Origin of the sequence: Stutzerimonas urumqiensis (genome assembly GCF_003640395.1) — a bacterium.
Classification (GTDB): Bacteria; Pseudomonadota; Gammaproteobacteria; order Pseudomonadales; family Pseudomonadaceae; genus Stutzerimonas; species Stutzerimonas urumqiensis.
The window spans coordinates 128,141-141,366 of the sequence record NZ_RBZQ01000006.1; the positions used below are offsets into that span (position 1 = coordinate 128,141).

The window sequence follows — 13,226 nt, forward strand, 5'->3', positions numbered from 1 at the left end:
GCCCGGGTGGCGCCCCTTTTTCATGGATTCGAAGGCTGCTCGCCCTGGCTCGCCAGCAACTCACGGAACGCCGGCAACGGCAGCGGCTTGCTGAACAGGTAACCCTGGTAGAGGTGGCAGCCGCGTTGCAACAGCAGCTCGAGCTGGGCCTGTTGCTCGACGCCCTCGGCGATCACTGCCAGCCCGAGGCTGTCGGCCATGCTGACGATGGCGCGGATGATTTCCGCGTCGTTGCCGTCTGCGATAGCGTCCCGCACGAAGGACTGGTCGATCTTGAGCAGATCCACCGGCAATCGCTTGAGGTAGGTCAGCGATGAATATCCCGTCCCGAAATCATCCATCGCGAAGCTCACACCCAGCCGCTTGAGACGGTTCATCTTGCCGATGGTGTCCTCCAGGTTCTGGATGACGATCCCCTCGGTGATCTCAAGCTTGGCCATGCGCGTCGGCAGGCCGCTTTCGCCGAGCAGGGTCTCGACGCGCTCTACGAAGTCGTTCTGCCGGAACTGCCGCGGACTGATGTTGATGCAGAACGCGAAATGATCCCGCTCGATCATTCCCTCGGCGAGAAGACTGGCGCCGATGCGGCCCGCTTCGCCAAGAACCCAGCTGCCGACGTCCACGATCAATCCGCTTTCTTCGAGGATATGGATGAAGGTCGCGGGCGATTGCGCGCCCAGCGTCGGGTGCTGCCAGCGCAGCAGCACCTCGGCCCCGACGATCGCGCCGCTGCGGCCGTCGACCTGGGGTTGCAGGTGCAGTTCGAATTCACTGCGCAGCAGCGCCAGACGCAGCTCGTTTTCCAGCCGCAGACGCGCGCTGGCGGCGTCCTGCATGGTGCTGCGGAACAGCTGGATCGCGTTGCGTCCTGCATCCTTGGCGCGGTACAGCGCGATGTCGGCGCGCTTGAGCAGATCGGCCGGGGTGTCGCCGTGATCCGGTATCAGGGCAATACCGAGACTGGGCGTGACCTGCAGCCGATGGCCTTCGAGCAGCATGGGTTCGGCGAGCAGCGCTCGCAGTTTCTCCGCGACCTGCCGAACCTGCCGGGTGACCTCGGAGCGCTTGCCTGAAAGCCCGGTCAGCAGCACCACGAACTCATCGCCGCCCAGCCGCGCCACGGTGTCCTCCTCGCGAACGCTGCTTTCCAGCCGCGCGGTGACCATCTTCAGCACCGCGTCGCCGACCGGATGGCCCAGCGAGTCGTTGATGTGCTTGAAATGATCCAGATCGAGGAAGAGCAAGGCGCCGCGCAACTGATGGCGCTTGTGCAGGGCGATCTGCTGGGTCAGCCGGTCCATCAGCAAGGCCCGGTTGGGCAGGTTCGTCAGCGGATCGTGGTAGGCGAGGTGCTGGATCTGCGCCTGCGCCTCCTTCAACTGGCTGATGTCGCGAGCGGTCAGTAGCAGGCAGGCGCGCCCGTTGAGCTCGATCGGCTCGACCGATACCTCGACGTCCTTCACCCGGCCGTCGCGGTCCTGGCCAAGCATCTCGCAGTGCACCAGCCGGCCTTCGCGGGCCACTGCGTCGAGAATCCGCTGGCGCTGCTCGGGATCGGCCCAGATGCCCAGTTCGGTGGCGGACCGGCCGATGGCTTCTTCCGGGCGGTAGCCGGTGAGGCGGTGGAAGCCCTCGTTGACGTCGATGAACAGGCTCGTTTCGCAATCGGTGATGGTGATGGCATCGGGGCTGGAGTGGAAGGCGCGGGCGAACTTGGTTTCGCTGGCGCGCAGGGCCGCCTCGGCCTGCTGGCGCTGGGTGATGTCGCGAAAGGTAGTGGTGATGCACAGGTCGCCGCCGACATGGATGAAGCGGCTGGAAACCACGCAGGTGATGACGCGTCCGTCGCGGGTTCGGTAGTCGGCCTCGGCGTTGGTCAGTGCCTGGTTGCGCACCAGTTCGTGGTACAGCGCGACGCGTCGGTTTTCGTCGAGCCAGAAGCCGATGTCCGGCGTGGTGCGGCCGACCAGTTCTTCGGCCGACCAGCCGAAGGTCTGGCAAAAGCTGGGATTGACCTCAATGAAGGCGCCGTCGCGGATGCGCGAGACGCAGATCGGGTCGGGGCTGCCCTGGAACAGCGTGGAGAACTTCGCCTCGGACGCGGCCAGACGCTGTTCGCGCTGCACGCGGTCGGTGATGTCCATGATGATGCCGGCCATGCGCAGCGGCGCACCGGCCTCGTCGCGGTACAGCCGGGCGGTGCTTTCCAGATGGCGGACGGTGCCGTCGCGCTGCAGCGATCGGTAGACCACCTGGTAGTCCTTGCGCTGGCCGCTGACCACGTCGCGGAAGGCGATGCGCATCAGCCGCCGATCATCCGCCGGGACATGGGCGAAGAATTCGCGGAACGAGCCGTGGTAGGGCCCCACCAGGATGCCTTGCAGGTGCGAGGAGCGGGCGGAGGCATAGAGCATGTCGCTGGGGATGTGCCAGTCCCAGGTGCCCAGCTCGACCGAGTCCAGCGCCAGCCGCAGGCGCTCTTCGCTTTCCTCCAGCGCCTTGGCTTGGGCGCGCTGAGCGGTGATATCGCGTGCGGTGATGATCAGGCAGGCCTGTCCGTCGAGCTCGACTTCGCCGCCGTACAACAGGTGATGGGTAACGGCGCCGGCCTTGTCGCGGATCTCGACCTCCAGGTCGCTGACGTTGCCGTTGTCGGCCAGGGCGGTCAGCAGGCGCGTGCGATCGGATGCGGTCAGCAGGCCAAGCTCCAGCGAGGTGCGGCCGATTGCGTCTTCCTTGCTCCAGCCGAACTGGCGCTCGAAGCTGGGATTGACCTCGATGAGCCGCCCGCTCTGCCGGTCGCTGATGACGAGCGCATCGGGCGTGCAGCGAAAGGCGCGGCCGAACTTCTCCTCGCTTCGGCGCAGGGCCGCTTCGGCCTGCCGGCGTTCCCGTACATCGACGAAGGTGCAGAGCACATGCCCGGTGCCCTCCAGGTCGAGGTACTGGTAGCTCAACAGGCCCTCGATCGGTGATCCGTCGCGGCGCCGCAGATGCACGACCTGCGTGCCGATGGCGCGGCCGGCCTGGGCGCGTGCGCGTACATGCGCGCGCTGGGCCGGGTCCTGCCAGAGTTTGATTTCGGCGGTGGTCTTGCCGGTCACTTCGTGCTCCGGCCAGCCGAAGACGCGGGCGAAGTGCTGGTTGGCGTCGGTGATGCAGCCATCGCTGTAGCGCACCAGCAACACGGCGTTCGGGCTTTGCTGGAACAGGCTGGAGAAGCGTCGCTCCGAGCTGATGAGACGCAGCGACTGCTCATGCTGGTCGGTCACGTCGCGCATCACGCCGATCAGCATCGGCTCGCCGTCAGGGCCTGCATCGCGGTGGCCGGTCAGTTCGACCCAGCGGCGGCCATCGGCACCGACGCGGTGGCGATAGCTGTACAGCGAATCGAACCCCGCGAGGACCGCTTCGAAAAAAGCGCGGGTGGCAGGGCGGTCTTGCGGGGTGACCTGTTCGAGGTAATCCAGCGACTCGGTGAGGGGCGAGGCCAGGCCGAGCAGTCGGGATCCACTTGCCGACAACTCGAAGCGACCGCTGTGCAGCGTCCACGACCAGACGGCCAGGCCGCTGCCCTCGAGGCCGGCAAGCAGTCGCGAGGCCTCGTGCCAGGTGGCATCGGGCGGGCTCGGCGCAGGGTGGATCGAGGGAAAGGGTACTGCTGCGGTCTCTGGCATGGTGCGCCCATCGATGCTCATTGGCGGGTCGTTTCCTGATCGTGTTCAGCCTACGACTCGGTTTGTTATGGCGGCCACGTTAGCCAGTCGGCGGCGTGCCATGCAAGGGATCGCGCGCCTGGTCGAGCAACGCCATGAAGGCCTGCGCAGCATTCGACAGCGATCGCTCGGTATGGACGATGTAGCCGAGCGAGCGGCTCAGCCGGGCGCCCGGCAGCGGCAGCGCGACCACCTGTTCGTCGAGCATCGTGCGTGGCAGCACGCTCCAGGCGATGCCGATGGAGACCATCATCTTGATGGTTTCCATGTAGTTGGTGCTCATGGCGATGTTGGCATTGAGCCCTTCGCGCTCGAACAGTCGGCGCACGATGTGGTGGGTGAAGGTATTGCCGCCGGGAAACACGGCGGGATAACCCGCGACGTCGCTCAGGCGGACCTGGCCGTTGCAGGCCAGCGGATGTTCCGGCGCGGTGACGAAGGCCAGCGGGTCGTCCCACACCTGAACCGCGCGCACCGGCATCGCCGTCTCGGGCGCCAGGGTGATCACCGCCAGCTCCGCGCGACCGTGCAGGACTTCGTCATAGGCGACCTCCGAGTCGAGGAAGCGGATGTCGAGGTTCACCTGCGGATGCGCACGCGTGAAGGTCCGCAGCAACGGCGGCAACCGGTGAAGGCCGATGTGGTGGCTGGTCGCCAGGCTGAGCCGACCGCTCACTTCGCCGCTCAGGTTGCTCAGCGCGCGGCGGGTATCGTCCAGTTCGTTGAGGATCCGGTAGGCGCGTGGCAACAGGGCGCGGCCCGCTTCGGTCAGGCCGATCTCGCGGCCCAGCCGATCGAACAGGCGCACGCCGAGCTGCTGCTCGAGCGCGGCGATGCGCTTGCTCACCGCCGGCTGCGTCAGATGCAGGCGCTCGGCGGCAATCGAGAAGCCGCCGGATTCGGCGATGGCGATGAAGGCATTCAGGCTGGCGAGATCCACGTGCGCTCCTTCGGCGGTCGGTTGAAACCAGCGTAACGGATTCCATCGTGGAATGGGCTGGATGAAAAATATGAATTTGAGTAATCAGGTCACCACCCCTAGCATGACCCCATAACCGCAAGGGCTATCGACCCTTGCGGAGCACTGATGAGGACAGTCCGATGGCTGGCAAGACGCTGTACGACAAACTCTGGGACATGCATGAAGTGAAGCGCCGAGACGACGGCTCCTCGCTCATCTACATCGATCGCCACATTCTTCACGAGGTGACCTCGCCGCAGGCTTTCGAAGGTCTGCGCCTGGCGGGCCGCAAGCCTTGGCGCATCGACGCCAACATCGCGACGCCCGATCACAACGTGCCGACCACCGCGAGCGAGCGCCAGGGCGGCATCGAGCAGATCGCCGATGAAGTCTCGCGTCTGCAAGTGCAGACCCTGGACGAGAATTGCGATGACTTCGGCATTCTCGAATTCAAGATGAACGACATCCGCCAGGGTATCGTCCATGTCATCGGCCCGGAGCAGGGCGCGACCCTGCCGGGCATGACGGTCGTCTGCGGTGACTCGCACACCTCCACGCACGGCGCCTTCGGTGCGCTGGCGCATGGCATCGGTACGTCCGAGGTGGAGCATGTGCTCGCGACGCAGTGCCTGGTCGCCAAAAAGATGAAGAACATGCAGGTCCGGGTCGAAGGCCGGTTGCCGGCCGGCGTCACGGCCAAGGACATCGTGCTCGCGGTGATCGGCAAGATCGGCACCGCGGGTGGCAATGGCCATGCGCTGGAATTCGCCGGCAGCGCCATCCGCGACCTGTCGATGGAAGGCCGCATGACCCTCTGCAACATGGCCATCGAGGCGGGCGCCCGCGTCGGTATGGTGGCGGTCGACGACAAGACCATCGCCTATGTGGAAGGCCGTCCGTTCGCGCCCAAGGGTGCGGACTGGGACAACGCCGTCTCGCTCTGGAAATCGCTGGTTTCCGACGCCGATGCGGTGTTCGACACCGTGGTGGAATTGCGCGCCGAGGACATCAAGCCGCAGGTCAGCTGGGGAACCTCGCCGGAAATGGTGCTGGCGGTCGATCAGTGCGTTCCTGATCCGGCCGTCGAAGCCGATCCGGTCAAGCGCGGCTCCATCGAGCGGGCGCTGAAATACATGGGCTTGCAGGCCAACCAGCCGATCACGCAGATCACACTGGATCGCGTGTTCATCGGTTCCTGCACCAACTCCCGCATCGAAGACCTGCGTGCTGCGGCCGAGGTCGCCAAAGGGCGCAAGGTCGCCGCGACGATCAAGCAGGCGATGGTGGTGCCGGGGTCCGGCCTGGTGAAGCAGCAGGCCGAGGCCGAAGGGCTGGACCGCATCTTCATCGAGGCGGGCTTCGAATGGCGCGAGCCGGGTTGCTCCATGTGCCTGGCGATGAACCCCGACAAGCTTGGCAGCGGCGAGCACTGCGCCTCGACGTCCAACCGCAATTTCGAGGGCCGCCAGGGGGCGGGCGGTCGCACCCATCTGGTCAGTCCGGCGATGGCCGCGGCGGCCGCGGTGACCGGTCACTTCATCGATGTTCGCGAATTGCTCAGCGGAGGTGCGCAGCAATGAGAGCCTTTACCCAGCACACCGGCTTGGTCTGCCCGCTCGATCGCGCCAACGTCGACACCGACCAGATCATTCCCAAGCAGTTTCTCAAGTCGATCAAGCGGACCGGTTTCGGTCCCAACCTGTTCGACGAGTGGCGCTACCTGGACGTCGGGCAACCGAACCAGGACAACACCAAGCGGCCGATCAATCCGGAGTTCGTGCTCAACTTCCCGCGCTACCAGGGCGCCAGCGTCCTGCTCGCACGGGAGAATTTCGGCTGTGGATCGTCCCGCGAGCACGCGCCGTGGGCGCTGGAAGAGTACGGCTTTCGCGCCATCATCGCGCCGAGCTACGCCGACATCTTCTATAACAACAGCTTCAAGAACGGCCTCTTGCCGATCGTGTTGGACGAGCAGGAGGTCGATGAACTGTTTCGCCAGGCCGAGGCCACCGAGGGATACCGGCTGACCGTCGACCTCGCGGCGCAAGCCGTGACGCGCCCGGACGGGGTGCAGTACCGCTTCGAGGTCGATGCCTTCCGCAAGCACTGCTTGCTCAATGGCCTCGATGACATCGGCCTGACCCTGCAGGACGCTGACGCGATCAGGGCGTTCGAGGCGCGGCACCGCGATGCCCAGCCGTGGTTGTTCGGCGCGATCAAATGACATGAGCTGGAGCTGCAAGCCGCAGGTATCAGCACCCGGCTGCAGCGTTCGGCTTTGAGCAAGCTTTTTCGAAGGAAAGACTATGTCCAAACAGATTCTGATTCTTCCGGGCGATGGCATCGGGCCGGAAATCATGGCCGAGGCGGTCAAGGTGCTGCGGCTGGCCAATGACAAGTTCCGGCTGGGCTTCGAGCTGACCGAAGACGTGATCGGTGGCGCCGCGATCGACCGGCACGGCGTGCCGCTGGCGGACGAGACGCTCGCGCGGGCGCAGGCGGCCGATGCCGTGCTGCTCGGTGCGGTCGGCGGCCCGAAGTGGGACAAGATCGAACGGGACATCCGCCCGGAACGCGGCTTGCTGAAGATCCGCTCGGCGCTGGGGCTGTTTGCCAACTTGCGTCCGGCGACGCTCTATCCGCAACTGGCCAGCGCCTCGACGCTCAAGCCCGAGGTCGTGTCGGGGCTGGACATCCTCATCGTTCGCGAGCTGACGGGCGGCATCTATTTCGGTGCCCCGCGCGGCCAGCGGCAGCTGGATAACGGCGAACGTCAGGCGTTCGATACCTTGCCCTACAGCGAGGGCGAAATCCGCCGGATCGCGCGCGTGGGCTTCGACATGGCCAGGGTGCGCAACCGCAAGCTCTGCTCGGTCGACAAGGCCAACGTGCTGGCTTCCAGCCAGCTGTGGCGGGAAGTGGTGGAGGAGGTGGCCAGGGATTATCCCGAGGTCGAGCTGAGCCACATGTACGTCGACAACGCGGCCATGCAGCTGGTACGCGCACCCAAGCAGTTCGATGTGATCGTGACGGACAACATGTTCGGGGACATCCTGTCGGATCAGGCTTCCATGCTGACCGGCTCCATCGGCATGCTGCCTTCGGCGTCGCTCGATGCGAACAACAAGGGCATGTACGAACCTTGTCACGGTTCGGCGCCTGACATTGCAGGCCAGGGGGTCGCCAATCCGCTCGCGACCATCCTCTCGGTGGCGATGATGCTGCGTTACAGCTTCGAACAGGCGGCTGCCGCCGGCGCGATCGAACAGGCGGTCAGCCAGGTGCTCGACCAGGGGCTGCGCACCGGCGACATCGCAGCGCCCGGTTGCACGCGGGTCGGTACGCAGGGCATGGGTGATGCGGTAGTCGCCGCGCTCTCGGCGTTGTAATCTTTCGGCCCGTCTCGCGGCGGGCCACTCAATATAGGTGTAGTTGCAGATGAAACGTGTAGGTCTGATCGGTTGGCGGGGCATGGTCGGTTCCGTGCTCATGCAGCGCATGCTGGAAGAGCGGGACTTCGACCTGATCGAGCCGGTGTTTTTCACCACGTCAAATGTTGGCGGGCAGGGCCCGGACATCGGTAAGGACATCGCGCCGCTGAAGGATGCCTACAGCATCGACGAGCTGAAAGGCCTGGATGTGATCCTGACCTGCCAGGGCGGCGACTACACCAACGATGTGTTCCCCAAGCTGCGCGAAGCGGGTTGGAACGGGTATTGGATCGATGCCGCCTCGGCACTGCGTATGCAGGACGACGCCGTCATCGTCCTCGATCCGGTCAACCGTCGCGTGATCGATCAGCAGCTCGAGGCGGGAACGAAGAACTACATCGGTGGCAACTGCACGGTCAGCCTGATGCTCATGGGGCTTGGCGGTCTGTTCGAGGCTGGGCTCGTCGAGTGGATGAGCGCCATGACCTACCAGGCGGCGTCCGGCGCCGGGGCGCAGAACATGCGCGAGCTCATTCGTCAGATGGGCACCATCGAGTCGGCCGTCGCCGACGAGCTGGCCAACCCGGCCAGCGCCATCCTCGATATCGATCGCAAGGTCGCCGAGACGCAGCGTAGCGGCGACTTTCCTGTCGACCATTTCGGGGTGCCGCTGGCCGGCAGTCTCATTCCGTACATCGACAAGGAATTGCCGAATGGACAGAGCCGCGAGGAATGGAAAGCCCAGGCCGAGACCAACAAGATACTCGGCCGCTTCAAGAGCCCGATTCCCGTCGATGGCATTTGCGTACGAATCGGTGCGATGCGGTGCCACAGCCAGGCGCTGACCATCAAGCTCAACAAGGATGTCCCGATTTCCGATATCGAAGGGCTGATCAGCCAGCACAACCCCTGGGTGAAGCTGGTGCCCAACCATCGCGAAAACAGCATGCATGAGCTGACGCCGACTGCGGTCACCGGGACCCTCTCCGTCCCGGTCGGTCGGCTGCGCAAGCTGAACATGGGGTCGCATTATCTGGGTGCGTTCACCGTAGGCGACCAGTTGCTGTGGGGTGCGGCCGAACCGCTACGGCGGATGCTGCGGATCCTGCTCGAGCGCTGATCCGAAGATGCGAGACCGCGCCACCGGAAGGTGGCGTTGTCGTATCTGGGCACCTGATAGGCACTTTGCGGCCAGCAATGCTGAGCGATGACCCTGCTGTTTGCCGCCTTGAAGTTCCCGGTTGAATTGTGGATTGCGTCTGATAACGCGAAAAAGGCCCGGCTATGAGCGACCACGCGGTCGGGCGCGTTGTTGATAAAACCCTATCTGTCAAAGATACTTGCCCGCAATTTGCAGAACTATTCTAGATACGAGACGTGTTGCTGGATCGCTGACGGGGAACCGCAAGTCGGGCGCGGGCAGTGAATTAACCTCGAAGTTCGAGAGATAGAGACAAGGATTCCACTATGGTTCGGGTTCGTAATCTGGTGTTGGCAATCGCGGCGGCGACCGCACTGACCACCGAAATGGCGTATGCGCTAGGGCTCGGTGAAGTCAGCCTCAAGTCGTCGCTGAATCAACCACTGGTGGCGGAAATCGAATTGCTGGACGCCAAGTCCCTCGGACCAGGGGAAGTGGTGCCGTCGCTTGCCAGTGTCGAAGCCTTCAACAAGGCTGGCGTGGATCGTTTGTATTTTCTGACTGATCTCAAGTTCACGCCGGTATTGCGGCCGGACGGAAAGAACGTCATTCGAATTACTTCAAGCAAGCCGGTTCGCGAACCTTATTTGAACTTCCTGGTGGAAGTGCTCTGGCCTAATGGCCGCCTGCTGCGTGAATACACGTTGCTGCTCGACCCGCCGCTTTATTCGCCGGAGACGGCCGCGGCCGTCGCACCGCAATTGCCGATCACACCCCAAGCGACCCAGCCGGTCGCCCGGCAGCGAGCCGAGGCCGTACAGCGTCCTGCAATTCCGGCATCGGGCCCTGCGGCTGGTGCGGGTGAATACCGAACCACCGCGAGCGATACGCTGTGGGAAATCGCCGAGCAGCATCGGCAGGGTGGCACCGTTCACCAGACGATGTTGGCGATCCAGGACCTCAATCCCAACGCCTTCATCGGTGGCAACATCAACCGCATGCTGAGCGGGCAGGTTTTGCGTCTGCCTAACGAGGCGCAGATTGGCCAACGTTCGCAGGCCGAGGCCATCGCCCAGGTCGCGCAGCAGAATGCAGCCTGGCGCCAGGCTGGTGACCCGGCTCCGGCCGGCAACAGGCAGGTCGATGCGACTCGTCGTACCGAGGCTGGCGCCTCGCCGAGCCAGGTCGAAACCGGCGATAACCTCCGCCTGGTCGCGCCGACGCGCGGCGAGGCAACCGCCGGTAGCGACCGAGGCGCGGCGGGCGACAGCAAGGCGCTGGCCGACAAACTGGCGGTCACCCAGGAAAGCCTGGATTCGAGCCGTCGCGAGAATGCCGAGCTCAAGGATCGCCTCGGTGACCTGCAAAGCCAGCTCGATAACCTACAGCGACTGATGGCGCTCAAGGACGATCAACTAGCCAAGTTGCAGGCACAACTGGCGACCGATGCCTCGCAAGCGAGCACGTCTGCGCAAGGGCAGCCACTGGATGGCGCGCCTGTCTCCAGCGAGGCGCCGAGCGAGGAGGCGGTCGCTCCCGAATCCATCGAGGCTCCGGTCGCGCCCTCTGCTTCGGCACCTTCGCCTGACCAGGGTGAGGCGGGTCAGCCCGAACCCGCAACCGCCAGCCCGGCGCCCGCAGCACCGGCCGCGCAACCTGAGCCAACGCAGCCGGCTGTGGCGCCGGTTCCGGTCGCCGAAACGCCGGAGGAAGGGCTGATCGAAGGCCTGCTGGAAGATCCGGTGACCCTCGGCTTGGTTGGTGGCGGCGCGCTGCTTCTCGTGCTGATCGGTCTGATGGCACTGTCCCGGCGGAACGCGGCCAGGGAAGCGGAGCTTCAAGAAAGTCTCGCGAGCGAGCATTCCGATACCTTCGGCCTCGGCCAGAGCCAGGCATTCACGCATGACCTGGCGGAGCCGGAGGAAGGTATCCAGCACGCGCCGCTGGAGACGGCCAAGCCCCACGATGTCATCGCCGAATCGGATATCTACATCGCCTACGGCCGTTTCAACCAGGCAGCCGATCTGCTTCAGTCTGCTGCGAACGACGAGCCGCAGCGGACCGATATCCGCCTGAAGCTCATGGAAGTCTACGCCGAGCTCGGTGATCGCCAGGGTTTTGCGCGCCAGGAAGCGGAGCTGCGCGAAATTGGCGGTGCGAACGCCGAGATCGACCGTCTCAAGGCCAAGTTTCCGTCGATGGTGCCCGCCGTTGCTGGAGCAGGGCTCGCAGGCGCTGGCGCCGCCAGCTATGCGGCCATGTCTTCAACGGACTCGGATGAGCTGAACCTCGACGATCTCGATCTCGAATTGGATGATCCGGTCCGTGATGCGTCACCTGCCGCGGATGATGAAGTGACGCTCGATGACCTGGCGCTGGAGTTCGATGCGCTCGATAACGAACCGCTTGAGCCGAAGGCAGGGGAACTGACTGACGGACCAGCCAGCCCGGATGCAAGTTTCGACAACCAGTACGACCTCAGCGATGACTTGCTGGCGCTGGACGAGGCGACGCTGGCGCCTGCGTCCGATTCGGAGCTGGATCTCAACCTGGACGAACAGCCACTGGTCGAACAGGACCCGCTTGCCGACTTCGATTTCGAACTGTCCGACCTTGACCAGCAGGAGGCCACGATCGCCGAGCAGGTTGATTCCACTGATCAGCTCGATACCCCCGCTACCAGTTCAGCGTTCGATACCCAGCTGCCGGATGATTTCGATCTGGCGATCGATGAAGCACCGGCTGAACCCTACGCGCCGGCCGAATTGGCCAACGAACTCGATGCCGTGAGCGCGGAGCTCGATGATTTGTCGGATCGTCTCGCCGAATCGGCTGAGCCGGTCAATGAAGTCTCGGGCGGTTCCGGCGATGCGCTGGACGAAGAATTCGATTTCTTGAGCGATGCCGATGAAACCGCGACGAAGCTGGATCTCGCCAGGGCCTATATCGACATGGGCGATGCCGACGGGGCGAGGGACATCCTTGACGAAGTCATGAGTGAAGGTAGCGACCTGCAGCAGCAGGAAGCCCGCGAGATGCTTGCCCGACTTGGTTGATGATGCTTCAGTCAGTTGAACGAGCGGCAGCCGGAGAGGCTGCCGCTGGCGTTTTCAGGGTCGCGATGGGCGTGGAATATCAGGGCAGCCGGTTTCACGGCTTCCAACGCCAGCGTGGTGGCATCCCCTCGGTTCAGGAGTCGCTGGAAAAAGCGCTTTCGCGCGTGGCCGGAGGCGAGGCACTGACAATCTCCTGCGCGGGGCGCACCGATGCGAAAGTCCACGCCAGCGGGCAGGTCATTCATTTCGACACAACGGTCGAGCGCACGCCCTTCGCCTGGGTCATGGGCGGCAACGCCAATCTTCCGCCCGACGTCAGCATCACCTGGGCGCAGCTTATGCCGCCTACGTTCGACGCCCGCTTCGGCGCGGTTTCCCGACGTTATCGCTATGTGATCTACAACGATCCCATCCGCCCGGCGCACATGTCCGATCAGGTAACCTGGAACCATCGACCGCTGGATATCGAGCGGATGCGCGATGCGGCCCGCCCATTGGTGGGAACCCATGATTTCAGCTCCTTCCGGGCCCGACAGTGCCAGGCTAAGTCGCCGATCAAGACCATTCATCACCTCGAGATACTGCAATCGGGACGATTCATGGTCATCGATGTGCGCGCCAGTGCCTTTCTGCATCACATGGTGCGCAATATTGCTGGCGTGCTGATGACGATCGGGGCCGGCGAACGGCCCGTGAATTGGGCGAAAGAGGTATTGGCGGCGCGGCGTCGGGCGGCCGGTGGCGTCACCGCCCATCCGTTCGGCCTTTACCTCGTCCAGGTGGAGTATCCGTCCGAGTTCGCCCTGCCGGAGCGCTACCTCGGTCCGCATTTCCTTTCCGGATTGCCCGATGTCGGTAAGGCGCGGTAGCGCATCCGGGATTTGATGGCTGCAACTGCTGCACTATTGCCGTCTTTGTTAC

8 protein-coding genes are annotated in these 13,226 nt (G+C 64.2%); 6 read left to right on the plus strand and 2 right to left on the minus strand.

Annotated features, from left to right (window positions below; all coding sequences use genetic code 11):
• Positions 1-20: 20 nt before the first annotated feature.
• The gene (locus D7325_RS13270; protein ID WP_120996350.1) at positions 21-3,698 is read right to left on the minus strand and encodes a PAS domain S-box protein; all 3,678 of its coding nucleotides are present in this window, start codon (positions 3,696-3,698) and stop codon (positions 21-23) included.
• Positions 3,699-3,756: 58 nt separating this feature from the next.
• Complete coding sequence (locus D7325_RS13275; protein ID WP_120996352.1) at positions 3,757-4,656, minus strand: LysR family transcriptional regulator; 900 nt, start codon at positions 4,654-4,656, stop codon at positions 3,757-3,759.
• 161 nt (positions 4,657-4,817) lie between these two features.
• On the opposite strand from D7325_RS13275, the gene leuC reads away from it, so the two are divergent.
• From leuC to truA, 6 genes are all read left to right on the plus strand, one after another.
• A complete protein-coding gene (gene leuC, locus D7325_RS13280; RefSeq protein ID WP_120996354.1) occupies positions 4,818-6,257 on the plus strand; it encodes a 3-isopropylmalate dehydratase large subunit in 1,440 nt (479 codons plus the stop codon).
• Positions 6,254-6,901: a 3-isopropylmalate dehydratase small subunit gene (gene leuD, locus D7325_RS13285; RefSeq protein ID WP_120996356.1), complete on the plus strand. Its 648-nt coding sequence runs from the start codon at positions 6,254-6,256 to the stop codon at positions 6,899-6,901. The genes leuC and leuD overlap by 4 nt, the downstream gene beginning before the upstream one ends.
• Positions 6,902-6,983: 82 nt before the next feature.
• Positions 6,984-8,066, plus strand: coding sequence for a 3-isopropylmalate dehydrogenase (leuB, locus tag D7325_RS13290; RefSeq protein ID WP_120996358.1), 1,083 nt, complete (start codon positions 6,984-6,986; stop codon positions 8,064-8,066).
• A 49-nt stretch (positions 8,067-8,115) separates the two neighbouring features.
• Entirely contained in the window at positions 8,116-9,228 is a 1,113-nt protein-coding gene (gene asd, locus D7325_RS13295; RefSeq protein WP_120996360.1) for an aspartate-semialdehyde dehydrogenase, read from the plus strand.
• Positions 9,229-9,575: 347 nt separating this feature from the next.
• Complete coding sequence (locus D7325_RS13300) at positions 9,576-12,305, plus strand: motility hub landmark protein FimV (protein WP_120996362.1); 2,730 nt, start codon at positions 9,576-9,578, stop codon at positions 12,303-12,305.
• Between the two features lie 2 nt (positions 12,306-12,307).
• Positions 12,308-13,174 (plus strand): tRNA pseudouridine(38-40) synthase TruA, encoded by an 867-nt coding sequence (gene truA / locus D7325_RS13305; RefSeq protein WP_120996622.1) that lies wholly within the window; start codon positions 12,308-12,310, stop codon positions 13,172-13,174.
• Positions 13,175-13,226: the final 52 nt, after the last annotated feature.